This window comes from Gallalistipes aquisgranensis (genome assembly GCF_014982715.1).
GTDB classification, from domain to species: domain Bacteria; phylum Bacteroidota; class Bacteroidia; order Bacteroidales; family Rikenellaceae; genus Gallalistipes; species Gallalistipes aquisgranensis.
In genome coordinates this window covers 1363719-1389154 of record NZ_JADCJY010000001.1, presented here as the reverse complement: position 1 = coordinate 1389154, position 25436 = coordinate 1363719, and the positions used below count along the sequence as shown (strand labels likewise).

22 protein-coding genes are annotated in these 25436 nt (G+C 58.3%); 13 read left to right on the top strand and 9 right to left on the bottom strand.

Translation table 11 applies throughout. The features are described 5' to 3' along the window. Positions 1–68 precede the first annotated feature (68 nt). The 6 genes from INF32_RS05555 to INF32_RS05530 all read left to right on the top strand — a co-directional run bounded on the left by INF32_RS05555 (position 69) and on the right by INF32_RS05530 (position 11669). Positions 69–1238: a FecR family protein gene (locus tag INF32_RS05555; RefSeq protein ID WP_226387369.1), complete on the top strand. Its 1170-nt coding sequence runs from the start codon at positions 69–71 to the stop codon at positions 1236–1238. A 74-nt stretch (positions 1239–1312) separates the two neighbouring features. Then, a complete protein-coding gene (locus INF32_RS05550) occupies positions 1313–4990 on the top strand; it encodes a SusC/RagA family TonB-linked outer membrane protein (RefSeq protein WP_226387368.1) in 3678 nt (1225 codons plus the stop codon). Between the two features lie 10 nt (positions 4991–5000). After that, positions 5001–6641: a RagB/SusD family nutrient uptake outer membrane protein gene (locus INF32_RS05545; protein WP_226387367.1), complete on the top strand. Its 1641-nt coding sequence runs from the start codon at positions 5001–5003 to the stop codon at positions 6639–6641. Positions 6642–6659: 18 nt separating this feature from the next. After that, positions 6660–7721 carry a hypothetical protein gene (locus INF32_RS05540; RefSeq protein WP_226387366.1) on the top strand — a complete coding sequence of 354 codons (1062 nt, stop codon included), beginning with the start codon at positions 6660–6662 and terminating at the stop codon, positions 7719–7721. A 46-nt stretch (positions 7722–7767) separates the two neighbouring features. Beyond that, positions 7768–10452, top strand: a complete 2685-nt coding sequence (locus INF32_RS05535) for a zinc-dependent metalloprotease (RefSeq protein ID WP_226387365.1) — start codon at positions 7768–7770, stop codon at positions 10450–10452. A gap of 8 nt (positions 10453–10460) precedes the next feature. Further along, a complete protein-coding gene (locus INF32_RS05530; protein ID WP_226387364.1) occupies positions 10461–11669 on the top strand; it encodes a C1 family peptidase in 1209 nt (402 codons plus the stop codon). Positions 11670–11746: 77 nt separating this feature from the next. On the opposite strand, the gene INF32_RS05525 is transcribed toward INF32_RS05530, so the two are convergent. The 4 genes from INF32_RS05525 to INF32_RS05510 form a co-directional block, all read right to left on the bottom strand. Continuing rightward, the gene (locus tag INF32_RS05525) at positions 11747–13021 is read right to left on the bottom strand and encodes an Nramp family divalent metal transporter (protein ID WP_226387363.1); all 1275 of its coding nucleotides are present in this window, start codon (positions 13019–13021) and stop codon (positions 11747–11749) included. Positions 13022–13082: 61 nt separating this feature from the next. Continuing rightward, on the bottom strand, positions 13083–13880 hold the full coding sequence (locus INF32_RS05520) for a TPM domain-containing protein (RefSeq protein ID WP_226387362.1): 798 nt from the start codon (positions 13878–13880) through the stop codon (positions 13083–13085). A 21-nt stretch (positions 13881–13901) separates the two neighbouring features. Continuing rightward, positions 13902–14339, bottom strand: coding sequence for a TPM domain-containing protein (locus tag INF32_RS05515; RefSeq protein ID WP_226387361.1), 438 nt, complete (start codon positions 14337–14339; stop codon positions 13902–13904). Between the two features lie 12 nt (positions 14340–14351). Next, positions 14352–14942 carry a LemA family protein gene (locus INF32_RS05510; RefSeq protein ID WP_226387360.1) on the bottom strand — a complete coding sequence of 197 codons (591 nt, stop codon included), beginning with the start codon at positions 14940–14942 and terminating at the stop codon, positions 14352–14354. A gap of 235 nt (positions 14943–15177) precedes the next feature. Between INF32_RS05510 and INF32_RS05505 the strand changes: the two genes are divergently transcribed. Further along, positions 15178–16449: a putative DNA modification/repair radical SAM protein gene (locus INF32_RS05505; protein ID WP_226387359.1), complete on the top strand. Its 1272-nt coding sequence runs from the start codon at positions 15178–15180 to the stop codon at positions 16447–16449. Further along, positions 16446–17207, top strand: a complete 762-nt coding sequence (locus INF32_RS05500) for a TIGR03915 family putative DNA repair protein (protein WP_226387358.1) — start codon at positions 16446–16448, stop codon at positions 17205–17207. The genes INF32_RS05505 and INF32_RS05500 overlap by 4 nt, the downstream gene beginning before the upstream one ends. 15 nt (positions 17208–17222) lie before the next feature. Here INF32_RS05500 and INF32_RS05495 read toward each other — a convergent pair whose 3' ends face one another. Both INF32_RS05495 and INF32_RS05490 read right to left on the bottom strand, forming a co-directional pair. Beyond that, positions 17223–18086 carry a nitroreductase family protein gene (locus tag INF32_RS05495; RefSeq protein WP_226387357.1) on the bottom strand — a complete coding sequence of 288 codons (864 nt, stop codon included), beginning with the start codon at positions 18084–18086 and terminating at the stop codon, positions 17223–17225. 11 nt (positions 18087–18097) lie between these two features. Beyond that, positions 18098–18667 (bottom strand): DUF6125 family protein, encoded by a 570-nt coding sequence (locus INF32_RS05490; RefSeq protein ID WP_226388112.1) that lies wholly within the window; start codon positions 18665–18667, stop codon positions 18098–18100. 83 nt (positions 18668–18750) lie between these two features. On the opposite strand from INF32_RS05490, the gene INF32_RS05485 reads away from it, so the two are divergent. Continuing rightward, on the top strand, positions 18751–19314 hold the full coding sequence (locus INF32_RS05485; RefSeq protein WP_226387356.1) for an FUSC family protein: 564 nt from the start codon (positions 18751–18753) through the stop codon (positions 19312–19314). Between the two features lie 47 nt (positions 19315–19361). Here INF32_RS05485 and INF32_RS05480 read toward each other — a convergent pair whose 3' ends face one another. The 3 genes from INF32_RS05480 to INF32_RS05470 are packed head-to-tail and all read right to left on the bottom strand — an operon-like array spanning position 19362 to position 21635. After that, positions 19362–20276, bottom strand: coding sequence for a hypothetical protein (locus INF32_RS05480; protein ID WP_226387355.1), 915 nt, complete (start codon positions 20274–20276; stop codon positions 19362–19364). Positions 20277–20285: 9 nt separating this feature from the next. Then, the gene (locus INF32_RS05475) at positions 20286–20975 is read right to left on the bottom strand and encodes a hypothetical protein (RefSeq protein ID WP_226387354.1); all 690 of its coding nucleotides are present in this window, start codon (positions 20973–20975) and stop codon (positions 20286–20288) included. Between the two features lie 39 nt (positions 20976–21014). Further along, positions 21015–21635: a hypothetical protein gene (locus INF32_RS05470; RefSeq protein WP_226387353.1), complete on the bottom strand. Its 621-nt coding sequence runs from the start codon at positions 21633–21635 to the stop codon at positions 21015–21017. Positions 21636–22049: 414 nt separating this feature from the next. Between INF32_RS05470 and INF32_RS05465 the strand changes: the two genes are divergently transcribed. The 4 genes from INF32_RS05465 (at position 22050) to INF32_RS05450 (ending at position 25371) form a co-directional block, all read left to right on the top strand. Beyond that, on the top strand, positions 22050–22685 hold the full coding sequence (locus INF32_RS05465; protein WP_226387352.1) for a corrinoid protein: 636 nt from the start codon (positions 22050–22052) through the stop codon (positions 22683–22685). Positions 22686–22689: 4 nt separating this feature from the next. After that, on the top strand, positions 22690–23388 hold the full coding sequence (locus tag INF32_RS05460) for a vitamin B12 dependent-methionine synthase activation domain-containing protein (RefSeq protein ID WP_226387351.1): 699 nt from the start codon (positions 22690–22692) through the stop codon (positions 23386–23388). Further along, the gene (locus tag INF32_RS05455) at positions 23385–24395 is read left to right on the top strand and encodes a uroporphyrinogen decarboxylase family protein (protein WP_226387350.1); all 1011 of its coding nucleotides are present in this window, start codon (positions 23385–23387) and stop codon (positions 24393–24395) included. Before INF32_RS05460 ends, INF32_RS05455 begins: the two co-directional genes overlap by 4 nt. A 76-nt stretch (positions 24396–24471) precedes the next feature. Continuing rightward, complete coding sequence (locus INF32_RS05450) at positions 24472–25371, top strand: AraC family transcriptional regulator (protein ID WP_226387349.1); 900 nt, start codon at positions 24472–24474, stop codon at positions 25369–25371. Positions 25372–25436: the final 65 nt, after the last annotated feature.

Genomic DNA, 25436 nt, shown 5'->3' with positions numbered 1-25436 from the left:
TGAGTTGTTCTTTTTAGTGAATATAGATTATAAAATAGCAATAATCTATACTGCTAAAAGCCCGAACAATGGTATCCGAGTATTTGCATATAGCCGATCTGATCCGTAAGGAGCTGGACGGAACGATCTCCCTGCACGAACGGACGGAGATCGAACGGTGGCTGGATGCCGATCCCCATAACGCCGATTTTTACCGGCAGCTTACCGAAGAGTCCGATTTCGGCCGTGTGCTGGATGAGTTCCGGGCGGCTTCTCGTCTCTCCGATTTCGAGGATTTTGCACGGCGTACCGGTATCCGCCGTACCAACCGGTTGCTTCGCCTGCGAAAGCGGGTGGGAGTGGCTGCGGCGGTCGTGTTGCCGCTGGCCCTGTTGCTGACCCTCGTTTCCCGGCCGGGTCGTCCGTCCGGTGGGGATGAAGAACCGATTCTGCACCGCTCTTCGACTGCCATGCTGGTCCTGAGCGACGGGCGTTCCTACTCGCTTTCCGATACGACCGGCTATCTGCCGGAAGGCACGGCCCTGAAGGTGGACGAGGAGAGTGCCGTGCTCTCTTACAGACAGGAACCGGAGGGCGAACCGGGGCTTCCCGAGAAAAAGCCCGTCGTCAACCGGCTGATCGTGCCGCGAGGGTCCGATTACAGTCTCGAACTCTCGGACGGAACCGTGGTCTGGCTGGGAGCCGATTCCGAAATCGAATATCCGGATATTTTTTCCGATTCCGTCCGGGAAGTCACCCTGAAGGGGCTGGCCTATTTCAAGGTGGCCCGGGACGAACGGCATCCCTTCATCGTCCGCACCTCTCGTTCCTCGGTCCGCGTACTGGGGACGGAGTTCTGCGTGTCCGACCAGAACGGGGCCGTGAGCCGGATCACTTTGGTCAGCGGGCGGGTCGCCGTCCGGGACATGCATGGCTCCGATCTGTTGCTGATGCCCGGCCAACAGGCGTGTATCACGGCGCAGGGAAGCCAGGTGACGGATGTGGAGACTTTCTATTACACTTCCTGGAAGGATGGCTATTTCATGTTCCGGGAGAATTCTCTCCGGGAGATCATGGAGGAACTCTCCGAGTGGTACGATTTCGACTATATTTTCAGTGTGCCGGAACTGGAGCGGATCGAAATCTCCGCCCGTCTGAAAAAATACGAAAGCATAGACCCCGTCCTGGAACTGCTCGGAGGCATGGACCGCATCGCATTCGAGCGGGACGGACGTACGATTACGGTAGTGAAAAAATAAAAATGGCGAGGGGACGGCTCCACCCGTCTCCCCGCCGGGATGTTAAATTTTTGTTTAATTAATTCAGCAAATGTATGAAAAAAAATTCTACACTGAACATTTCACCAGGTAGAAAGAGTGTGTGTGCCGGCCTGCTGGTGAAAGTGTCGCTGGTGCTGCTGTTGCTGGCAGCCCAGGAAACCGTATCGGGACAGCGGCGTCCCCAGCGGTTTACGCTTACCATCCGGAATGCTTATCTGAGCGAGCTGTTCCTGCAGATCGAGAAGGTCAGCGACTATTCGTTTATCTACAACGTGGCCGATATTCAGGCGCTCGGAAAGAAGAATTTCAATTGTCAGAACGTGGAGTTGCGTCCGATTCTCGACCGCTGTCTGGGAGGGACGCCGCTGAAATACGAAATCACCGATAAACATGTGGTCATCAGCCGCCGTGACGGAAAGGTGACGGAGGCTCCGGCCGCCACGAAGAAGATCGTGATCGAAGGCCAGGTGACCGACATCGGCCGCGAACCCCTGGCCGGAGTGACCGTGCGGATGCGGGGAACGACCAAAGGCGTTTCGACCGATGCCAACGGTTCCTACCGTCTGGCGCTCGATGTACCGGAGAATACCGACATTACCCTGATGTTCTCGTTCGTGGGGATGGAGACGAAGTCTGTCAAATACACCGGACAGGCCAAAATCAACGTGATTCTCAAGGAGAACGAGAGCATGATGGACGAGGTGGTGGTGCAGACCGGCTACCAGACGCTCGACAAGCGGAAGATCACGAGTGCCGTCACGACCTTGAAAATGAAGGATATCAATGTGCCCAGCCTGGCGACGGTCGACCTGATGCTGGAAGGGCATGTCCCCGGTATGGTCTTTATGCAGAACTCGGCCACGATCGGGGCGGCTCCCCGGTTGCGTATCCGGGGTACCTCCACCATCCTGGGAAACCAGGAGCCCCTGTGGGTGGTGGACGGCATCGTGCAGACCGATCCCGTCAATGTCGATCCCAACCAGCTGAACGACCTGGACTTCGTGAATCTGCTGGGCAATGCCATTTCCGGTGTCAATCCCGAAGATATCGAGCAGATCGACATCCTCAAGGATGCGTCGGCCACCGCGATCTACGGTGCCCGGGCGGCCAACGGCGTGATCGTCATCACGACCAAAAAGGGAAATCCCGGACCGCCTTCGGTCAGCTACTCCTTTACCGGAAGTTTCAGCCGCCGTCCCCACTACTCCGACAAGTACGTGAACATGATGAACTCCAAGGAGCGGATCGACTACTCCCGGGAACTCATGGAGAATCACCAGCCCTACGGACTGATCAACTCGTGGGTGGGGTATGAAGGGGCGATGAAGGATTACTACGACGGCAACATCGACTATGCCGAGCTCTCCCGCCGGATCAGCTATTACGAAGGGCTGAATACCGACTGGTTCGATATACTTACCCAGAACTCCTTCACCCAGAAGCATACGATCAGCCTTTCGGGCGGCTCTTCCACCATGCGTTATTACGCTTCGCTGGGTCTGAACAATGCCCAGGGCAACGTGAAGCACGAGTTCAACAAGACCTATACGGCCAATATCAACCTGACGGCCAACTACAAACGCATGTCGATGCGCTTCGGGGCCAATGCCAGCGTGCAGGACCGCAAGTACAACCCCACCGAAATCGACGTGCTCAACTACGCCTACGGGACCAGCCGCGCCATTCCCGCCTATGACGAGAACGGGGAGCCTTACTCCTATTTCAAGTATTACAGCCGCAACAGTTCCCTCAGTACGTGGGATATCCCGTTCAACATCATGAACGAGATGGAGAACAGCTACAACAAATCCAAAATCTATACGGCGACCATTACGGCCAGTCTGGACTACCGGATCATCGACCCGCTGAAATTCGGACTGACACTCTCCTATTCGATGAGCAATGCCGACCAGCAGAAATATTACGGGGACAATACCTATTACGCCCAGTGTCTCCGCTACACCAAGAACGGAGACAGCGAAAATCTGATGCCTTACGGAGGGGAGCTGACGCAGACCAAGACCGACAAGCACAGCTATGTGATCCGCGGACAGTTTTCCTTCGACAAGGACCTCGACAAATCCGGCAAGCACAATATCTCCGCTGCGCTGGGAGGGGAGATTTCCTCGACCGAGTACAACAATCTGAACCAGATTTACCGCGGATATATGCCGGACCGGGGCATGGGAATGAGCAAACTCGATCCGGCACGGTACACAGGATATTACGACTGGTACTACACCACGCCGGCGGCCCGGGGCGTGCGGTCGCTGGAGCTGACCAATCTGGTTTCGGGATATGCGACGGTCTCCTACGATTATGACGGGCGCTACATGTTCAACGTCAATGCCCGGGCCGACGCCTCGAATCAGTTCGGTTCCCGTGCCAACGAGAAGATTCTGCCGATCTGGTCGATTTCCGGCCGGTGGAATATCAAGCGCGACCTGATGCCCCACTCCAAAGTGGTCAACTCGCTCTCCGTGAGGGCTTCGCTCGGGCTGCAGGGCAACATGCTCTCGAACCAGAGTTCGAAACTGATCATCACCCGCGACGGGGAGGTGAACGCCAACAACCAGTATGTCGCCCACGTTTACAGCTATCCGAATCCCGATCTGCGCTGGGAGAAGACTACCTCGACCAATGTCACGGTGGATTTCGGTCTGCTGGACAACAAGATCACCGGTTCGCTCTCCTATTATTACAAGAAGACGAAAGACGCTTTCCTGTCGAAAAAGGTATCCACGGTCAATGGCGTGAGCAGCTATGTGGTGAACAAGGGAACCGTCGAGAATCAGGGCATTGAACTGGGTCTTAACTTCGTGATTATCAATCGTCAGACGAAGGGTAATCCGGAGGGTTTCCGCTGGACGATGACCCCGAATCTGGGGCAGACGCTGAACCGTCTGCTGAGCAAGGCGTCGAGCAAGACGCTGAAAGACGCCTATACGTACAGCGATTTCCTGAACGGCAGCGTGGAGATTCCCGGCAAGGCCCTGAACTCGTTCTATTCCTACAAGTTCACGGGACTGAGCCACGAAGACGGCCGGCCGACCTTCTACGGGCTGGACGAGGACGAATTCCTCGAAAAATACAAGAACATGAGCATGGAAGAGATCTATTTTACGGTGATGGACTACTCCGGTAACCGCGTTCCCGTCTTCCAGGGCGGTTTCATGAATACGTTCTCCTACAAACGGTTTACGCTCGGGCTCAACCTGACCTGCAGTTTCGGATCGAAGGTGCGCCTGCTCAAGATGTATCCGAACGTGGCTTCCGGTTACGGTACGATCGCACCCCAGCCCGATAAGAACGCCCGCAAGGAGTTCATCAACCGCTGGAGGAATCCCGGCGACGAGAAGTACACCAATATCCCGGGTACCCTCTCGGGATCGGAGTTCACCAATACGCTCTCCTCGCTGACGACGTGGTGGATGAAGGACTATCCCTTCGCGGCCAATATCTGGCAGATGTACGACAACTCCGACCTGCGGGTGGTGAGCGGTAATTACGTCCGCCTGCAGTCGCTGTCGCTGCGCTACAACCTGCCATCGAAGATCACGAAGAAAGTGGCGATGAAATCCGCCTACGTTTCCTTCTATGCCACGAACCTGTTTACGATTTGCAGCAAGGACCTGAAGGGACAGGACCCGACCACCCAGTCCGGAAGTTCCGAGACGATCAACATGTCGAACCGTCCCACCTATTCCTTCAGTCTGAACGTAACTTTCTAAACCGAGACACATGAAAACGAATCATAAGAAATATTGGATTGCGGGGGTCGCGTTGCTGGTTTTCTCTTCCTGCGGCGACTTCCTTTCGAAGAATGCCACGAACCAGGTGTTCGTCACCTCGATCGAGGACGTGAATGAACTGATTCTGGGAGAAGGGTACATGGATGCCACACGTCCCAGCCGGAGCGCGACTTTGAGTGCCACCCATGTCCAGGGAATCGCCATCGGCGGCTGGATTCACGTGATGGATGACGATTCGAAGGAAAACGGCTGGATGTCGGCCCGGCTATCGTATAATTATTGGATATCCGGACTGGGGCCTTTTCACGGCTGGCAGATGGACCCGTTTATAGGTTCCACTCCTCCTTTTGTGCCTTACGATGACCGGTGTTGGTCACGTCTCTACGATTTCATCAATTCGATGAATGTGATCATTTTCGAACTGGATGAAAATTATGCGGGCGAGAGACGCTATCCGGCGCTGAAAGGGGAGGCCCTTTTCCTGCGAGCACTGTATTACTACTATCTGGTCAACGTGTATGCCGTACCTTACCGTGTCTCTTCGGCATCGACCGATCCGGGCGTTCCGATCAAACTGTCCGAGATGGTCGAGGACAAGAACTATTCGAGAAATTCGGTGGCGAGTGTTTACGAGACGATCGTGACCGATCTGAAAGAGGCTGTGCGCCTGCTCGATGGCGTGACGCAGGAGTCCATCTACCGCCCCAATCAGACGGCGGCCCGCCTGCTGCTCAGCCGGGTGTACCTCTACATGAGCAAATATGCCGAATGTGTCGAACAGTGCGACGAAATACTGCGTGCGGGCGGGTATTCGCTGCTCGACTACACGACGCTGGGCGCAGAGGACGACCGCATATCCTTCGACTCTCCCGAGACGATCTTTTCGAACGGACAGTACCGGATCGAGACGATTTTCCGGAGCAAGTCGGTCAAGACGGGCGGTACCTCTACCGGAAGTTACCCGCAGATGGGGAACGGGTTTAATTTTAAGGCGTCCGATGCGCTGATCGCCGCGTTTGACCAGGAAAACGACACCCGGTTCGGAATATTCGAAAAAATTGACCGCTCTTCCTTGTCGCAGCATCCGGTGATCGGCTATTATCCGACTTTCAAATGTTATGACAATACCAAACGTCCCATTTCCGACTGCTGCCTGTTCCGTTGGCCCGAGGTTCTGCTGAACAAGGCGGAGGCCCTGGCGCTTCAGGGCGGGAGCGACAACGAAAGCGAGGCTGCCTCCACGATCTCGTCGTTGAGGGCCAAACGGTTCGTCGCTTCGTACAACTCTACCGTCACGGCGACCGGCGACGATCTGATCCGGCTGATCCGCGACGAGCGCCGCCGGGAACTCTGTTTCGAGGGACATCGCTGGTTCGATCTGCGCCGGTATGCTGTCAATGAGAGACTCCCTTATGACGAGCCGATTCATCATGCGTACGACCGGGAACCGGAAAATGCCGTCGACGGCATTCCCGAGGGATACTATATACTGCCCCGTTTCTCCGAATCGGAAAACGGCGGAAACTGGGTCTTCTCCATCCCCCAGAGCGAGATTCTCATCAATAACGGGGCGCTGAAGGACAATAACCGCACGGGCGTGGAGATGCACGTGGGAATGGAAGATTTTTAACGAGAAAAACTGCATATCATGAAGAGAAATATATGGTTTTTGGCCGTTGCGGCATCGGCCGTGCTGGCCGGCTGCTCCAAGGACGACGACGGCGATCTGAGCCCTTCGATGCTCGATAAGGACTGGTACCGGATCGAGGACAGTGCCGATCCGACCGACCATGTCCGGTACGAAATCTATTCGGAGTACGGACTGCCCGTCTTCTACAACGATACGATCGGGTCCGATTTCCGCGGGTATTCCATGGACGGTTCGCCCGTCACCCATTACGAGGTGATTGATTTCGGCTATTGGATCACCTATGTGGACGGGGCGCCCAAGATGACCTATAAGCTGAACGAAGCCTATCTCCTGCGGAACGACAAGTCGGAAGTCAAGGCCGGGGTGGAGTTTGTCCGCGATTACGTGTTGCCTTCCCTGCCCGAGCGGCTCTATCCCATGAGCCTGCTGCTGGTGGACGACATGGTGCGTAACTATGCGTCGGATGCGCGCGGGTGCCATGAATTCCGTACGTTCCAGGGACTGACCTGCATGGCTGTCGGCCGGGTGGGACAGATCGCGGGAATGTCCGAGGCGGAGAAGAAGTATCATGCCGGCTATGTGATGGCGACGCTCTTTGCCGAAGATATTGTGGATAACCACGATTACCAGGTGGAGTTCGAGGCGTTTTTCGATGCGGCGGAGAAGAAGTCGGATGGGACTTCGTACTGCAACACCCAGCTGGTCGGACGCAACAGCAACACTTCGAGACCCGCCTACATTTTGCAGAAGCCGGACGAACCCGGCAAGCGGCTCCATTGGCTCAGCTACGGCTTTCTGAACTTCAGTATCGAAAACTTGGTGTATCTGGCCTATGAGAACGGTGTGATCAATAGAGACCTCTCCCAGGTAGACACCAAATGCACCGGTTACTATACGCCCTCTTACGAACAGGATCTGCGGGACTATATCGCCGAGGTGCTGGTCGGGGACGATGCCGCTTTCGAGCAGAAATATGCCGAATATCCGAAGGTGCTGGAGCGCTATCGGATCATGAAGCAGCTGTTCGCCGAGTACCGGGCAGGCTTCGGAGAGGAATGACCAGAAATAACATCACTATCACTATCAACCTGTTTAAATTTATCGTATGAAAAAGTGGATTGTATTGAGCTTTGCAGCCCTCGTGGCCGTTTCGGTGACGGTGGCGGACGGCTATGCGAAGCGGCCTTCCAAAAAGAAAGGCGCCAAGACGGAGCAGACTGCTGCGGATTCGACCAAGAAGAAAAAGAAGGAGACCCCTTACGAGAAGATCGTCAAGAAGCCCGGCTGTGAAACCGTGAAGGGCAAATTCATCACGATTCACAAGGTGGGCGGCAAGCTCTATTTCGAATATCCCCTCAAGTATATGGGGCGGGAGCTGCTGATCGGTTCGAAAACGACCGAAACCTCCCAGCCCGACGTGGCTATCGTGGGTTATATGGGCAACGACCCGCTGCATGTGAAATTGGAGATGCAGGACAGCATCGTTTACATGCGGGAGATCAACAGTTTCATGGGATACGACCCCGATAACAAGGCTATGGAGAAAGCCGTCAAGCAGAACTTCATGGATGTCTCGATCAAGAAGTATCCCGTGAAGGCCTACACGCCCGACAGTTCGGCCGTGGTGCTCGATGTGACGGAACTCTTCACCGGCGACAGCAAGGCACTTTCGCCCATCGGCGGCGACGGCGGCGGGGTGGTGCAGATCTCGACCCGCGTGCAGAGCGACCTGGCCCGGATCGAGAAAGTCAAGGCTTTCGACGACAACGTGACCGTGGCTTCGGAGCTCACCTATTCCTACACGATCAAGGCCTTCATCTTCGTGCTGGGCAGCGGTCGCTTCTCGGCGAAAGTGACCCGTACGGTGATGCTGCTGCCCGAGAAGAAGATGCATCCCCGTGTGGCGGACTCCCGGGTGGGTATCTTCCTGGTCGGAAAGGGAAAGATCGACGATACGAAGGACAAGATGCAGCTCTATACGCTGGCTACGCGCTGGAGGCTGGAGCCGAAGGATACGGCGGCCTATCGCCGCGGCGAATTGGTCGAGCCGGCCAAGCCGATCGTCTACTATATCGACGATGCGTTTCCCGAATCGTGGCGCGAGCCGGTCAAAAAGGGTGTGCTCCGCTGGAACAAGGCTTTCGAACAGATCGGCTTCAAGAATGCCGTGCAGGTGAAGGATTTTCCGAAGGACGATCCGTCGTTCGATCCGGACAACCTGAAATATACCTGTGTGCGGTATATCCCGATTGACACGGAGAATGCCATGGGACCCTCGTGGACCGATCCTTCCACGGGCGAAATCCTCAATGCATCCGTGCTGATCTATAACGATGTGGCCAACCTGATAAACAAGTGGCGTTTCGTTCAGACCGCCCAACTCGATCCCCGGGTGCGCGTGAGCAAGATGCCGAAGGACGTGATGGACGAGTCGATCGAATATGTCGTGGCGCACGAGGTGGGGCACACCCTCGGGCTGATGCACAACATGGCCGCGTCGAATGCCGTGCCGGTCGATTCGCTGCGCAGCGCCAGCTATACGCAGAAGTACGGGACCACGCCTTCGATCATGGACTATGCCCGGTTCAACTATGTGGCCCAGCCGTCCGACAAGGGCGTGAAACTGACGCCTCCCGATCTGGGCCCGTACGATTACTATGCGATCAAGTGGCTCTACACGCCGATTTTCGATAAGAGTCCGAAAGAGGAGGAGGCCGTGCTCGAGAGCTGGGTGGACGCCAAGGCGGGCGATCCGGTTTACCGTTACGGCCACCAGCAGATTCTGAGCCGCTACGATCCGACCGCGCTGGAGGAGGACCTCGGCGACGATCCCATCAAGGCGGGCGATTACGGCATCAAGAACCTGAAATACATTCTGCCCCATCTGAGCGAATGGATCACGGACGATCCTTCGGGTGCTCACCGCAAGGAGCTGTACAACACCATTACCAATACCTATTTCCGTTACATGCGCAACGTGATGATGAACATCGGCGGTATCGAACTTACGCAGGTGAAGGACGGCACGCCGGGCGACCGTTTCAAATCGGTTCCCAGAGATGTGCAGAAGAAATCCATGCGCTGGGTGGTCAACGAAATCCGCAACTGCGACTGGATCGACGATCCGGAACTGACCTCCAAGTTCGGTCTGGCGCTGCGCATGTCTTCCAACATGAAGAATGTGGCCACCACGGCCCTGTTGGCTACGGCGGAGAACGTGATGCTCTCGTCGCACCTGTCGGATGATCCCTACACGATCCAGGAGTATTTCAACGACTTGTACAACTGCGTTTTCGAAAGTGCGATCAAGGGCCGCAAGCTGACCGACGGCGACAAGATCATGCAGCGGCAGGCCGTGCTGCGGATTCGTGCCGCGGCCCAGAGCCAGTGGAACCGGGTCAAGATCGCGAGCGAAAATCCGATGGTCACTGCCAACATGACCGACACCTATGCCTATCTGCCTTCGGTGGACGATATCATTGCGTACGGGCTCGACGAGACGGGACTGGTGAACCGTTATGCCGACCAGCTCCGGGCCATCGAGGCCAAATACGGAGAGGGATTCCTGGCCTCCCAGGCTGCGCACACCAGCTTCGGGTACAGCTACGGATACGGATTCCAGCCGGCCGTCAAGATCGACCGTATCGACGAGGTGACGGGACAGTACGTAGCCATGCTGGAGAAAGCCCGTACGCTGGTGCGCAACCGGGTCGCCTCGTGCCATCCCGACGACAAGGGGCACTACACCTCGCTGCTCTATTTCTTCGAATCCATTAAATCGAAATATTGATTTCAGTTATGAGGAAGATCGTAATTCTTCTGTGTATCGTCACCCTCGGCGGCATCGCGCCGCTGAGGGCCCAGACGAAACCGGCGGCGAAAAGGGGCTATCAGTTCACCGACACCAAGGTGATGCCCTGCACTCCGGTCAAGGACCAGGCCATGAGCGGTACCTGCTGGGCCTTTTCGGGATTGAGTTTCCTGGAGAGTGAGGCCATGCGTGCGGGAAAGGAGGCGGTCGATCTGGCTCCGATGTGGGTGGTGCGCAACGCCTACATCGAGAAGGCGATCAAGTACGTCCGCATGTGCGGTACGATTACGTTCAGTCCCGGCGGCGCCGTGCTGGACGTGTTCGACATTGTCAGGAAGTACGGGATCGTTCCGATGGAGGTCTATCAGGGGCTCAACTACGGAACGACCGAACACAGGCATTCCGAACTGCACAGTGCGCTGAAAGGGTATGTGGCGGCTATCGCCCGCAATCCCAACAGAAGTATCTCCACGGCATGGCTGGACGGTTTCATCGGGATTCTGGATGCCTATCTGGGACCGGCTCCCGAGAAGTTCGTCTACAAGGGAACGGAATATACGCCGCAGACCTTCGCCGCTTCGCTGGGGCTGGATATGGACGACTACATTTCGCTCACCTCCTTCACGCACCATCCCTTCTACACTACGTTCCCGATCGAAGTGGAGGATAACTGGTCGTGGGGATATTCCTATAACCTGCCGCTGGAGGAGTTCGTTTCGGTGCTCTCCGGTGCGGTCGACAAGGGATACACGATCTATTGGGATTCGGATGCCACCGAAGGCGGTTTCGCCTCGACCAAAGGGTATGCCGTGATCCGGGCGATCACCATCGACAACGTGGAGGAGAAGGACCGGGAGAGATGGCTGGCCATGAACCCCGTGGAACAGCGCATGTTCATTTCGAACCAGGGACGCTGTCCGTGGAAAGAGGTCGAAGTGACGCAGGAGATGCGCCAGAAGGCGTTCGACAGTCAGGCCACTTCCGACGACCACGGCATGCATATCATCGGCAAGGCCGTGGACCAGACCGGAAGCGAATTTTTCAAGGTGAAAAATTCGTGGGGTACGAACGGACAGGATTACGGGGGCTATTTCTATGCCTCCCGTCCTTACGTGACTTACAAGACGATTTGCGCGGTGGTCAACCGGAACGCCGTGCCGAAGGAAATCCTGAAGAAGTTCGATCGGAAGAAATAAGGTTTCCCGCCTGACAGAAAAAAGAGAAGTGCTCCCCCGAAAAAAGGGGGGAGCACTTCTCTTTTTTTCCGTGCTTCCTATCGGAAGAAACTCACGAGCAGCATGACGTTCAGAAGGGTCACGACGGCACCGATCCCATAGAGGAGGTATTTCGTGAAGGTCGAGTTTTTGTATTTGCCCATCACCTTTTCCGAGGAGGTGAGATAGACCTGCAGGAAAACGGTGAACGGAAGCTGGATGCTGAGGATCATCTGGGAGTAGATCAGTCCCTGGAACGGGTTGCCGATGACCAGGATGATCAGGAAGGCCACCGCCAGCGAGATGATGACGCCCAGCCGCGAGTGCGAGTCTTTGATGTCGTACGGCTCCTTGAAAATCCCGGCGAAGATCGACCCTGCCGCCATGCCCGAGGTGATCGTCGAGGCGATTCCCGCAAAGAGCAGGGCTACGGCGAAAATGACCGTCGCATTGTTCCCCAGCAGCGGGCGCAGCAGCGAGTCGGCCTGTTGCAGCTCTTCCACGGGTGTGCCCGACACGAAGAAGGTGGCGGCCGCCAGCAGGATCATGGCGCTGTTGATGGCCCAGCCGATGAGCATGGAGAAGATCGTGTCGAAGTATTCGTACCGGAGTTGTCTTTTGATGACTTTTTCGTCGCTCAGATTCCACTGCCGGCTCTGGATCACCTCCGAATGCAGGAAAAGGTTGTGGGGCATGACCACGGCGCCCAGCACGCTCATGATGATGATCATGGAGCCCGGCGGGAACGAGGGGGTGACCCATGCGCGTGCCGCTTCGGACCAGTCGATCGTGGCCAGCGAGAGTTCGTAGATGAACGAAAGTCCGATGATCGAGACGAAGGCGATGATCCATTTTTCGATCAGCCGGTAACTGTTCGTGAAGAGCATGATAAGCACGAAGACCAGCACCAGGAAAGCCCCGATCCGGACCGGTACGCCGAAGAGCATCTGGAGGGCGATCGCCCCGCCCAGTATCTCGGCCAGCGACGTGGAGACCGAAGCGAGCACGGCCGACCCGAGGATGGTGCGCGAAGCGGCCGGACGCAGGTAGATGCTGGCCGCTTCCGACAGGCACAGTCCCGTGGCGATACCCAGGTGGGCGACGTTGTGCTGGAGGACGATCAACATGATCGTGGAGAGGGTGACCATCCACAGCAGGGAGTAGCCGAATTCGCCTCCGGCCGCCAGATTCGACGCCCAGTTGCCCGGGTCGATGAATCCCACGGTCACCAGCAGTCCGGGGCCTATGTACCGCAGGATTTCCAGTCCGCCCAGTCGGGGATGGTGGGCGCTGCGGTCGAATTTGTTCCGGATGTTTTTCAGAAAGGAAGCCATAGTCCGTTAACGGTGTTTGAAATGATGGGAATGGCCGGTCCGTAGCGGAACCGTGCGGCGGTTACCACGACCCGCCGGCGCCTCCGCCGCCCGTGAATCCTCCGCCGAATCCTCCGAAGCCGCCTCCGCCTCCGGAAAAGCCTCCGAAACCTCCGCCCGAGCGGTGATGGCCCGACGAGAGGATGCTGCCCCAGAGAATCGCCCGGGCCACGTCGCCCTCGGAGGTGATCGTGTGGCGGGGCCCCTTTTTCGACCCTCCCGTCAGCAGCGCCAGCAGCGCGAGGAATCCGAGCACGGCCCAAAGGCCGCCCCGTCCCGAACCCTGTGTGTGACGGGAAAGGTATTGGTCTGCCGTGAATTCGCCCCGGGTGAGTCCCATGAGCGTCGAAACGGCATTGTTTACACCTCCGTAATAGTCGCCCTGACGGAAGCGGGGGAGCATGTCGTAATCCACGATCCGTCCGGCCAGTGCGTCCGGAACCGCCCCTTCCAGCCCGTATCCCGTGCTGATGAAGACCTCGCCGCGCGAGGCGGCGGTCTTGGGCTTGACGAGAATCAGGATACCGTTGTTCCTGTCCGTTCCGCCGCCGATGCCCCATTTGTCGAACAGGCGGGCCGCATAGTCCGAGATGGCCGTGCCGTCCAGATCGTCCACCGAGACGACGGCGATCTGCGTGGAGGTCGAGTCGGCGAATCCGACGAGCCGGCTCTCCAGCGCCTGCCGCTGGACCGGGTTGAAAATGCCCGCGAAATCGTTCACCAGCCGGGCCGGTTTCATCGGTTCCGGCAGGTCGAGGGCCGCCGCCGCAAGGACGGAGGCGGTGAACAGCAGGGTGGCTGTGAATATTTTTCTTAACATGGCAGTCGCTTTTTGCCGGATTTACCCGAAGGAGATTTCATCCGGAAGTTCGTTAACGTCGTCGCTCTGGTGCGGAAAACATTCGCCCAGTTCGCGGGGAAGCAGGCCGATGGCCGCGCAGAGCCCGCCCGCGAAATCACCCGTGGCGAAGTGGCTGCTCATGGCCCGGTAGCAGGTATCCCAGAATTCGCGGCGGACGTAGCGGTTGATTCCGCTGTCGCCGATGATGGCCGTTTTGCGGTCCTTGACGGCCACGTAGATCAGCACTCCGTTGCGGAGCTCCGTCCGGTCCATTTTCAGCTCGGAGAACACCTCCGTGGCCCGGTCCAGCACGTCGCCCCGGCAGTGGTTCTCGATGTGTACCCGGATTTCGGCCGAGGTGGCTCGCTCGGCCTCCCGAATGGCCTCCACGACCTGTTCCTGTGCCTGCCTGTCCAGCAGTTTCGATGCGCCCGGCATGGTCCGTCCGTTTTAGAATTCCACTTTAGGAGCCTGTTCCGCGCCTTCCTGGGCCGAGAAATAAGGCGTTTCCCGGAATCCGAACATGGAGGCGAAGAGGTTGCGGGGGAACTGCATGATATAACGGTTGTAGCTTTGGGCCGACTCGTTGAACTTGCGGCGCTCTACCGAGATGCGGTTCTCCGTCCCCTCCAGCTGGACCTGAAGGTCGCGGAAATTCTGGTTGGCCTTCAGGTCGGGATAGCTCTCCGAGATGGCCATCAGCCGGCTCAGTACGGACGATACCTCGCCCTGTGCCCGGTTGTATTGCTGAAGGGTCTGTTCATCCAGCCGGTCGAAATTGACCTGGGTCTGGGTGGCTTTGCTGCGTGCCTCGGTCACTGCTTCCAGCGTGGAGGATTCGTGGGAGGCATATCCCTTTACGGTGTTGACCAGGTTGGGGATCAGGTCGGAACGGCGCTGGTACTGGTTTTCCACGTTCGCCCACTGGGCTTTCACGCCTTCCCGCATGTTCACCATGCCGTTGTAGGTGTTCTTCATCCAGAGGAAGAGGGCTACGACGACGACTGCCGCCACGATCAGAATGATGGTTCCTTTTTTCATTGTCTCTTGCGTTTTAATCCGTTTTTCGCAAAGATAGCGCATTCCGCCGATTTTGCGCTACCTGAAAACGGGGATTTTCACTTTGTGGCCGTTCCTGCAAATCCGGTGCCCGGTTTTCCGGAACGGATTCTGTCAGAACCGAATAACTGCCCGGCTCTCCGGGAAGAGGTTTTTTGTCGAAAAAATCGTCCGGCAGGAGGTGTGTATGTCGGGTAAATTTGCGTATTTTTCCGGCATGAAAGAGGGGGTGCTCGAAAAGCTGAAGATCCTGGCCGAATCGGCCAAATACGACGTTTCCTGCTCGTCGAGCGGGACGACCCGCCGCAACCGTTCCGGTACGCTGGGCAATGCGGCGGGGTGGGGTATCTGTCACAGCTTTACCGAGGACGGCCGCTGCGTCTCCCTGCTGAAGATCATGCTCACCAATTACTGCGTCTATGACTGTGCCTATTGCATCAACCGGCGCAGCAACGATATCCGCCGGGCCACCTTTTCGGTTTCGGAACTGGTGGAGCTGACCGTCGAATTTTACCGCCGCAACTACATCGAGGGATTGTTCCTCAGTTCGGGCGTGGTGCGCAGTCCGGACTACACGATGGAGCGGATGGTGCGCGTGGCCCAGGACCTGCGGACGGTGCACCGTTTCGGCGGGTATATCCACCTGAAGAGTATTCCCGGGGCCAGCCGCGAGTTGGTGGACCGGGCGGGGCTCTATGCCGACCGGCTCAGCGTGAACGTGGAGATTCCCACGGAGCACAACCTGAAGCGGCTGGCTCCGGAGAAGGATCACGAAAGTGTTTTCCGCCCGATGCAGTTCATCCAGCAGGGGGTGCTGGCCAGTGCCGAGGAGCGCCGGCGCTTTCCCCATGCGCCCCGTTTCGCCCCGGCCGGCCAGAGTACCCAGATGATCGTGGGCGCCACCGACGAGACCGACCGTCAGATACTGACGCTCTCCTCCGACCTGTATCGGCGTCCCGGCATGAAACGGGTCTATTATTCCGGTTTCGTTCCCGTGAACAGTTACGATTCGCGGCTGCCTTCCCTCGGCCAGGTCCCTCTGGTGCGGGAACACCGCCTGTACCAGGCCGACTGGCTGATGCGTTTCTACGGCTTCCGGGCCGACGAGATCGCGGACGACGTTCATCCCTGCCTCGACCTGGAGATCGACCCCAAACTGGCCTGGGCCCTGCGCCATCCGGAGGCCTTTCCGGTGGACGTGAACCGGGCGGATTACGCCATGATCCTGCGGGTGCCGGGGATCGGCGTGAAGTCTGCCGCGCTGATCGTCTCTTCGCGCCGCCACGGCCGGGTGACCGCTTCCGTGCTGAAAAAGATGGGGGTGGTGATGAAGAAGGCGCAGTATTTCATCACCTGCGGCGAACTTCCGCTCAGGAGCGTTCAGGATCTCCGCCCCGAATATGTCCGCCGGGTGTTGACGGCCCGCACTGCGGGGCGCCGCCTGCCGGACGAGAACCAGCTTTCGCTGCCTTTTCCCGAAAAGTCATGAAGGTGTTCCGTTATGACAGGAGCTTCGAGGGGCTGTTGACCGCCCTGTTCGATGCGTATGTGCGCCGCACTTTTCCCGAGGCGCTGATCGGCGAGGGGGAACCCGAACCGATGTTTTCCGGGGAGGTGCACACGGTTTCCACCTCTGCGGAGAAGGCGGCCCGCGTGTGGACGGGATTGCAGCGGAAATCGTCCCGAGGGGTCTGCAACATGCTGCTCCATGTCTGGCTTTCGGAGGAGGCGGGCAGCGACCTGTTGCTGATGCGCTGTATGCGCAGGGTGTTCGATGCGGGCGGGGGCGCGGCGGCCGATTTCACGGACGGAGACATGCTGCGTGCCCGGCAGATCGCCGGACGGGTGGCACGCGAGCGGGAGCACCTGCTCCAGTTCGTCCGCTTCCAGAAGGCGGCGGACGGCACCTTTTACGCTCCGGTCTCTCCCGCCTGCAATGCCCTTCCTCTGGCTGTCGCCCATTTCCGCGACCGGTTCGCCGATCAGAAGTGGCTGATCTACGACCTGAAACGCGGATACGGTTATTATTACGACCTGGAGACGATGACCGAAGTTTCGCTGACCGATACGGATAGCCTGCCGGGTATCCGCCTCGACGACGGAATGATGGCCGAAGACGAAAGGCTCTTCCAGCGCCTCTGGAAAGGCTACTTCGACGCCATGACCATCCGCGAGCGGATCAATCCACGCCTGCAGCGGCAGATGATGCCCAAACGTTTCTGGCGCTTCCTGACGGAGAAGCAATAGGATTCCGGAGGGGCTTCAGAGGCGGCTTACCTCGATTCCCTTTTTGTCGATGTAGTTCGGGAAGAGAAAGGCGGGCATCCCGAGGGCCATGCCGGCGTGGATCGTCCCCTCGATGCCCAGCTCCCGGTTCAGTCTCCCCGAACGGTCCTGATGCAGGGCCGAACATACGAATCCCGTGTAGAACTGGCTGACCCCGAGACTTTCGGCCATCAGCGAGCCGTTCTGATAGGCCAGGTTGCAGTCCTGGCTGCCGAACCGGTTCCCGGCGGGCGTGTGGAACAGGATCACGGCCGTGGCCCCGCGCAGGATCAGGTCGTTGCCCTTTCCGAGCTCTGAAATCAGCCTGCGGAACGTGGGGACGTAGCCGTACACTCCGGGCAGGAACGCTTTGGCGAGCGGCTTGAGCAGGGGATTTTCCAGTTTGCGCAGCACCGATCCGAAGATGTCCGCGGTGAAGGTGCTGATCCGGCGGAGCCGTGCGGGGTCGGTCACCAGTGTGAAGGTGACCTCCTGCCGGTTGCTGGCCGTCGGCGCCCTGTGGGCCGCCTCCAGAATCCGCTCCAGCATGTCGGCCGGAACGGGCTTCTCCGTAAAGGCCCGGTTCGAACGGCGGGCCTCGATCAGCAGCAGGGTCTGTTCCGGGGTGGGCAGCAGGCTGCGGTCGATCGCATGCACTTTTTCGGGCGGGAACATGCCGTGCAGTACCGAAGAGGTGGGGCAGGCCGCCACGCAATGCCCGCAGGCGATGCACGTGGCGATATTTACGGTTCCGATTTCGGCTCCCTTCCCTTCCTGGGTGAAAATCCTGGAAGGGCAGACCCGTACGCAGCGGCCGCATCGGATGCAGCTTTCCCGGTTGATGTCGAGTGTTATGTCCATCGGTTGTCTGATTATGTCCGGTTTTCCTGTGTCTCCTTCCCGTCCGTTTCGGGCCGCAGGCGGAACTGCCACGAGCAGGCGCAGGCCGGATCGGTCACCTCCGGGTAACAGCTCAGGGCCCGGCATTCGATCCGTTCGTCTATCGTCCGGGCGAAGGAGGAGTATTCGTTGAGGCCCACGCTTTTGCAGGGATGCAGGGGCATTCCCTTGCGTGTGCGGGCTGACTGTATGCGGCAGTCCACTACCCGGAACGTGAGTGTGTTCCCATCCCGCCCGGTTTCCACCTTCCGGTTGGCCAGCGAGGTGAAACGGAATTCGAGCGCCCGGGCCAGCCCTTCCAGTCCCGGACGTTCCGGAAGCTGCAGAAATTCCCGGATGCGCCGGGCTTCGATCTCCGGGAAACGGCGCCATACGTTCCGGTCGTGTTCCATCGCGGCATCCATGCCTTCGGCCGACTCCACCGACTGGAACCACAGCCCGTCCAGCGCCAGCAGATTGCGGGCGTAGAGGTGCAGCAGCTCGATCAGCCGCTCTCGGGAGAGTGTCTCGAACGGAGTGTTGTTCATGGCCGGAAAGTTCATCGGGAACAAAAATAACGTTTTTTCGGCGAAACGTACGCTCCGTTTCCGTATCTGCGGAGTGCTTTTTGTATCGTCGGACATGCATGGACGATAGCGGACAGATTCGGAAAGGGTGGCGGGACAGACCGGTCGGGAAACTGCTCGCCCGGATAGACCCGCGCATGGCTTTGGCCAAGAGCGTCGTGGTCTGGGTCGCCTTTGCCGCCGGAGGATATGTCACGGGGCACATCCACGGCGAAAACCGGATGCTCGGCGCCATGCTGGCTGCCGTTTCGGGGATCGTGGTCCTGCAGGGCGATATCCGCACCTCCGTCCGGCAGGGATGGCTCCGTGTGCTGGGCACCTTTATCGGTGCCGTGCTGGCCTGTCTCTATCTCACTTTTTTCCGCTTCACGCTGCCCGGCATGGTGCTGATGGTTTTCCTGCTGGAAATTCTCTGCATGCTGCTGAAGATACCGGACAACGGGAAGATGGCCACCATCACGCTGGTCATTATATCGGTCGTTTCCGTCCGCTATCCCGATCTGCCTGCCTGGGCCAACGGCCTGCTCCGTTTTACGGAAGCCACGATCGGGGCGCTGGCCGGAATCGCGGCGGCCTGGGTGCTCCGTACGGTGCGGAACCGTATCCCTCCTCCCGGACCGTAGCGCGTCGGCGGGATGCAGGCGGGGGCAGACGGTCTTTCCTGACAGTCCTACCGCCCGGAGGCGGTGGAATCCGCTCGAGGTTCCGGCGCCGTCAGTTCGATGCGTCCGAGCAGCTCCTCCACCCGTCGCACGGTCTCCTCTTTGCCGTATTCGCTTTTGGGAAATACGATGCCGACGGTCAGGAGCGAACGCCCCTGTTTCAGATCGTAGAGCGTGAACAGGTCGTCCGGGTATTCTGTCCGGTAACCCGCGCTGTACAGCATCTCCCTTCCGCCGACCTCGACGAGTCGGGTAGGGACGAGGATGCCTCCGTCGTAGTAGGACGAATCCCGGTTCATGCAGTAGTCCGTGATGTCGGCGACGGATTCCACCTCGGGAGAGAGGGCCTGTCCGATCCCTTCGAGGCTGAACTCCCACCTGCCGTCCGACACGAACATGAAATGGCGGGTCCAGGTCGAGTCGGTCTCCGGTTCGGTCTCTTCCTGGACGGAGGTGTATCCTTCCGGTACGGTAAAGCGCACGCCCAGTCCGTCGCACTGCCATGTCTGTTCCGTGTCTACGAGTCCGCTTTCGCGCGTTATCCGCATGGAGAGGGAGGTGAGATATCCGAGCAGCAGCAGGGTGGCGAGAGCGGCCGCGGCCATACGCCAGAAGGCTGCGTATTCGCCGTTGCGGTACCGGACCCTGAGCCACGAAAAGAGCCCCCGGAGTGCCTGGACGGCCCCCCAGAGAATGGCTCCCGTGGCCACGACGAACCGGCCTCCCGCTTCGGTGAAATAGTAGGAGAGGAAACTGAATGCCAGTCCGCCCACACACCAGAGCATGCCGTACAGAAGGTTTCGGCGGGCTTCGGCGAGCGTGGCGGCCTGCTCCTCTGCGACGGGACGTTCGTATACGGCGGTTCTGCGGTCGGTCTCCGGACCTGCTTCAGGCCCGGAGACCGGTTTTCCGGTTTCGTTCATGTCCGTTCACTATTTGCCGCTCTGCTGTTTGAGATAATCGTCGTACATATCCAGTATCCATGCGTCGTTCTGCTTGGCCTCTTTCTTGCGCTCCTTGCCTTCGGGACCTTTGAACCATTTCTTGCAGAAATCTTTCAGTCCCGGATACTTTTTGTCCATCAGCACGGAGCTGACCAACATATACGGATAGACGATCTTGTCGGGGTCATTGTGGAACCGGATGCCGTATATGGTTTTCAGTACCCGGCGGTCGGTGTTTCCGATCCGTTCGGTAGTCCATACCTTCCACCAGTAAGCCGTGGCGTTTTGGCCGGCCTTGTTCAGGCATACCATGCGGCGAAACGTGCGGTTTCGGTCCGAAAGGCCGGGAGAGGCGATGTCTCTCGATTCCCAGCGTATGCCGTCGGGATTGGCTTCGGTCTTTTCGACATATTCGACGCTTTCCACATCGTCGGCCGTGTATTTGACCGGCTCCTTGTCGTCGGGGGTCTTGGCAAGTTTGAACGAATAGTTCTCTTTTTTGAACAAAGCGTTATCGGCATGCCAGCCTCGGTGCAGGTATCCGTCGATCTTCTCTCCCGATCTGAGGGTTACCACTACGTGGCGGAATTCCTGGTCCTGAGGTTTCTTGGCTTCCGCCCGATCTGTCGTGCCTAACATGGTGAACATGGCGGCAGCGAAAAGTAAAAGGTGTTTCATGATATTTGGGTTTGGATTAAGTGTCCGTTTGCGGCGTTTTTATTTTCCGGGGCGGTACTCATGCAGCATCAGCACCGTCTTGCTCCGTCCGGTGTCCGAACGGCGGATGCGTTCGGCCAGCAGAGGGTCTTCCTGCTCGATATAGCGGGCGATGCGTTCGCGGAAGGCGTCCCTGTTCCTGCGGTTCGCCCCTCCTATGGGGAAGGGTTCCCCGCCGCCGGCCTTTTGCAGGTAGTAGGCCACCCTCGACTGGCTGAACGTCCGGTGTTTCTGCCAGACCTGTATGCCTCCGTTGCTTGCGATGCCGTACCCTTTGCGTCCATAGACGTACACCGTGATGTAGGGTGTCTCGACATAGACCCACGACCATCCTACCGTAGGCAGCGGAACGAATTTGCGGGCGTACTCCCGGGTTTGGGGGTGGCGAAGAACGATCGAGTCGATCTCCCCGTACCGGTAAATCAGTTTCTGTTTTCCCTTTTTGAATGCGTCGCGGAATGCTTTCAGGCTTCCTCTCTTTTTCGGCGTGCGGATGCGGTCGTCGTCCGTGAACCGTACTTCGGAACCGTTCCGGAGGTAGACGATGCCTTCCACCAGCGAAGCGCCGCGGAGGGAGATCGCTGCCGGGAGCAGCAGGAAGAGAAGAATGATTCGTTTCATGGTCGTATGTGGTTTCTGTTTCATGCGGGCGGCGGGAGTCCGTTTCTGGGGGCCGGAGGACGGCTTCCTGAATCTCGTAAGGCCTTTCCCGGTTTGTTCTGATTGATCCCGTTGTCTTTGATAAATAGTTTTTCGCGCCAAATATATTATATAAAATGATATTTTTACAAAATATAATCTTGTTTCCGGTGGATTTTTTTGTTTTTCCCGTATCGGCCGCATGATGGTTCGGACGAGGTACCGACAGACAGGTGACAGGGAGTGTTCGGGTCCCCTGACCGGGCGGAAAAATGACTTATTTTTGTCGAAAAGCGGTGTTTGTGCAAATATAGTGCAGTCGGAAGGCAATTTTAGTCTATTTTTTTGCGGTTCAATCCTCCTTAATTTTGTAAAACCGAAATAAACTTGACTGCTATGACTGATTTGCATGCATTGTATGAGGCCATTCTCGGCGGAAAGCTCGAACCGGCCGTCGAAGTGACCAATCAGGCGATCGCCGAAGGGGCCGAACCCCAGAAGATTATCAACGAGTATATGATCCCGGCCATGGAGGAGATCGGAGCCCGTTTCGAAGCGGGGCAGGCTTTCGTGCCCAACCTGCTGATGAGTGCCCGGGCGATGAAGGGTTCGCTCGACATCGTGAAGCCTCTGTTGCGGGGCGACAGTACCGCCTCGGTGGGCAAGGTGGTGATCGGTACCGTGAAGGGGGACCTGCACGACATCGGGAAAAATCTGGTGGCGTCGATGCTCGAAGGGTGCGGTTTTGAGGTGATCAATCTCGGGGTCGACGTTTCCAGCGACAAGTTCGTGGAGGCGGTCCGGGAGCACGATGCCAATATCATCTGTATGTCGGCCCTGCTGACCACGACGATGAACTACATGAAAGAGGTGGTCGCCGCCGTCGAGGCCGCCCAGCTCAAGGACCGGGTGAAGATCATGGTGGGCGGCGCTCCCCTGACCGAAGGGTTCGCCCGCAGCATCGGTGCCGACGGATACAGCTCCAATGCCAATGCGGCCGTGACGCTGGCCCGCAGCCTGATGGGAGCCTGAAACGATGGAGGTTTTCGAACCGGGTTTCGGAGGCATATCTCCCGATCTGAAAGAGATATACCGCGGAATGGGGTACGGCGATGCGGAGCCCGACGAGGGTATCCGCCGGTACGTTGCGGAGATGCTCGGCCGTATCGCCGGGGTGTGCGATCCCTGTTTCGGCTACGAAATCATGCCGGTCGAGAGGATCGGCAGGCGTGACATTTCCGTCGGGGGCCGGACTATCGTAACGGGTTCCGTCATTACGCCCTTTTTCCGGAAAGCGGAGTACGTCGCCCTGTTCGTGGCTACGGCCGGCTGCCGTTTCGACGGCTGGCTCCATGCCCTGAAGGCGGACGGGGACATCATGGAGGAGTTCGTCGCCGATGCGATCGGTTCCGAGATTGCGGAGGCCACGGCCCGGAAGATGTCCGCGCAACTGGCCGGACGGATGGCCGAAAAGGGAATGAAAATCGGAAATTCGTACAGTCCGGGTTACTGCGGCTGGCATGTCGACCAGCAGCAGGAACTTTTCGCACTGTTGCCGCCCGACCCCTGCGGGGTGAGCCTGAGCGCGTCGAGTCTGATGTCTCCGATCAAGTCGGTCAGCGGACTGATCGCCATAGGTCCCGAGGTGGAGATGACGCCTTACGGATGCGCTCTCTGCGGCCGGGCCGATTGTTATAAGAATCGTTTGAAACAGAAAAACAGAACCGAATCATGAATACGACCCAATGGATTCAGTCGTTGATCGGGGAGCGCCGCTGTCCCGTCATTCCGATCATGACGCATCCCGGCATCGAGTTGCTGGGCAAGAAGGTGATCGACGCCGTAACGGACGGACAGGTCCATTTCGAGGCGATTGACGCGCTCAACCGCCGTTTTCCCCAATCCGACGCCTGTACGGTGATTATGGACCTGACGGTGGAGGCCGAGGCTTTCGGCGCGCGGCTGCACATGGACGACAACGAGGTGCCCAGCGTGGTGGGACGTCTCGTCTCCGATCGTGCCGGAGTGGAGGCGCTCGCCGTGCCGGGGCTCGACAGGGGGCGGGTGCCGGAGTACCTGAAAGCGAACCGGCTGGCCGCGCAGCATATCGGGAAACCCGTGTTCGGAGGGTGCATAGGCCCCTATTCGCTGGCCGGCCGGCTTTTCGACATGACGGAGATCATGATGGCCATTTATACGGAACCCGAGACCGTGAACCTGCTGCTGGAGAAATGCACCCGTTTCCTCACCGACTACTGCCGGGCGATCAGGGAGGCGGGCGTGGCCGGCGTGATCCTGGCCGAGCCGGCGGCCGGTCTGCTGCCCGACGACCTGTGTCGGGACTATTCGTCGGTCTATGTCCGGCGGATCGTCGAGGCCGTGCAGGACGATTCGTTCGCCGTGATCTTGCACAACTGCGGCAACTCGGGCCACTGCACCCCCGCCATGGTCTATACCGGAGCCAAGGGATACCATTTCGGCAACAAGATGGACATGAAGGCCGCGCTGAACGACTGTCCTGCCGATACGCTGGTGATGGGCAACCTCGATCCGGTGGGTGTCTTCAAGATGGCCACCCCGCAGGAGGTGGAGCAGGCGACCGCCGTGCTGCTCGGAGAGTGCGGCGACCACGCCAATTTCGTGCTCTCTTCCGGATGCGACACGCCGCCCGAAGTGCCTTTCGACAATATCGAGGCATTCTACCGGGCTGCGGAGCGGTTCAACCGCGGCCGGGAGCTCTGAAACCGAAAAAACGGGGACGAAACCGTGTGAATCCGGATTATTATTGCTTTATTTGCAAAGATAATCCGGATTTGCTATGGCCCGTATCGAAGCAGGTTTTCCCGGGGAGCGGTTCGTGGTGCTTCCCCAGCCCTTTCTCGACCTGATAGAGGACAATCCTCTGACGGGCGATCTCTACATCCATTCCCTGGGGCATATCGCCCATGCGCGGCACCACCACGTGTCGCGTCCGGAAGGCTCTTCTCAGCACGTGTTTCTATACTGTACATGGGGCAGGGGAGAGGTGGAGGTGGACCGTCGGCGTTTCACTCTCTCGGCCAACCGGTTCGTGGTGCTTCCTGCCGGAGTGCCTCATGTCTACCGGGCCGACGACGACGATCCGTGGACGCTTTACTGGGTCCTGTTCGGCGGGGAAAAAGCCTCGGTTTATGCCGCGGGTATGGCGGAGCCCCGGCAGGTGCTTCCTTCCGTACATTCGCGTATCGAGCAGCGTACGGATCTGTTCGAGACGATCTATTCGGTGCTTTGCGGAGGGTTTTCCATCGAAAAACTGAATTATGCCAATATCGTGCTGGCGCATTTTCTCGCCTCCTTTCTCTATGCCGACCTGTTCCGGGAATCGGTTCCCGTACCCGCTGCGGTCAAATATGCCGACAGCATGGTCAGCCGGGTGACGCATTTTATGGCGGAGAACGTCGAAAGCAATCTGACTCTGAGCCAGATTGCCTCCTATGCAGGTTATTCCGAATCGTACTTTTACCGCCGGTTCGTCAAGGAGACGGGACATGCTCCGATCGACTATTTCATCCATCTGAAAATCAACAAGGCTTCCATTTTTCTGATCAAGACCTCGCTGACCGTGGCACAGATCGCGGCCAAACTTGGTTTCAACAGTCCCGACTATTTTTCCCGTACGTTCCGGCGCATCGTCGGCATCTCCGCCTCGGAGTTCCGCAAACAGAATTTCCGGCTCTGATGTGCGGCCGGACGCGGCTCCTCCACGGGTGACGGAAGTACGGCTGCATGATGGACTGCCCGCAG

Bases quoted from the DNA above. Each gene is read 5' to 3' on its own strand.
- INF32_RS05555 (WP_226387369.1), top strand. From the start codon at position 69: ATGGTATCCGAGTATTTGCATATAGCCGATCTGATCCGTAAGGAGCTG.
- INF32_RS05550 (WP_226387368.1), top strand. From the start codon at position 1,313: ATGAAAAAAAATTCTACACTGAACATTTCACCAGGTAGAAAGAGTGTG.
- INF32_RS05545 (WP_226387367.1), top strand. From the start codon at position 5,001: ATGAAAACGAATCATAAGAAATATTGGATTGCGGGGGTCGCGTTGCTG.
- INF32_RS05540 (WP_226387366.1), top strand. From the start codon at position 6,660: ATGAAGAGAAATATATGGTTTTTGGCCGTTGCGGCATCGGCCGTGCTG.
- INF32_RS05535 (WP_226387365.1), top strand. From the start codon at position 7,768: ATGAAAAAGTGGATTGTATTGAGCTTTGCAGCCCTCGTGGCCGTTTCG.
- INF32_RS05530 (WP_226387364.1), top strand. From the start codon at position 10,461: ATGAGGAAGATCGTAATTCTTCTGTGTATCGTCACCCTCGGCGGCATC.
- INF32_RS05525 (WP_226387363.1), bottom strand. From the start codon at position 13,021: ATGGCTTCCTTTCTGAAAAACATCCGGAACAAATTCGACCGCAGCGCC.
- INF32_RS05520 (WP_226387362.1), bottom strand. From the start codon at position 13,880: ATGTTAAGAAAAATATTCACAGCCACCCTGCTGTTCACCGCCTCCGTC.
- INF32_RS05515 (WP_226387361.1), bottom strand. From the start codon at position 14,339: ATGCCGGGCGCATCGAAACTGCTGGACAGGCAGGCACAGGAACAGGTC.
- INF32_RS05510 (WP_226387360.1), bottom strand. From the start codon at position 14,942: ATGAAAAAAGGAACCATCATTCTGATCGTGGCGGCAGTCGTCGTCGTA.
- INF32_RS05505 (WP_226387359.1), top strand. From the start codon at position 15,178: ATGAAAGAGGGGGTGCTCGAAAAGCTGAAGATCCTGGCCGAATCGGCC.
- INF32_RS05500 (WP_226387358.1), top strand. From the start codon at position 16,446: ATGAAGGTGTTCCGTTATGACAGGAGCTTCGAGGGGCTGTTGACCGCC.
- INF32_RS05495 (WP_226387357.1), bottom strand. From the start codon at position 18,086: ATGGACATAACACTCGACATCAACCGGGAAAGCTGCATCCGATGCGGC.
- INF32_RS05490 (WP_226388112.1), bottom strand. From the start codon at position 18,667: ATGAACTTTCCGGCCATGAACAACACTCCGTTCGAGACACTCTCCCGA.
- INF32_RS05485 (WP_226387356.1), top strand. From the start codon at position 18,751: ATGGACGATAGCGGACAGATTCGGAAAGGGTGGCGGGACAGACCGGTC.
- INF32_RS05480 (WP_226387355.1), bottom strand. From the start codon at position 20,276: ATGAACGAAACCGGAAAACCGGTCTCCGGGCCTGAAGCAGGTCCGGAG.
- INF32_RS05475 (WP_226387354.1), bottom strand. From the start codon at position 20,975: ATGAAACACCTTTTACTTTTCGCTGCCGCCATGTTCACCATGTTAGGC.
- INF32_RS05470 (WP_226387353.1), bottom strand. From the start codon at position 21,635: ATGAAACGAATCATTCTTCTCTTCCTGCTGCTCCCGGCAGCGATCTCC.
- INF32_RS05465 (WP_226387352.1), top strand. From the start codon at position 22,050: ATGACTGATTTGCATGCATTGTATGAGGCCATTCTCGGCGGAAAGCTC.
- INF32_RS05460 (WP_226387351.1), top strand. From the start codon at position 22,690: ATGGAGGTTTTCGAACCGGGTTTCGGAGGCATATCTCCCGATCTGAAA.
- INF32_RS05455 (WP_226387350.1), top strand. From the start codon at position 23,385: ATGAATACGACCCAATGGATTCAGTCGTTGATCGGGGAGCGCCGCTGT.
- INF32_RS05450 (WP_226387349.1), top strand. From the start codon at position 24,472: ATGGCCCGTATCGAAGCAGGTTTTCCCGGGGAGCGGTTCGTGGTGCTT.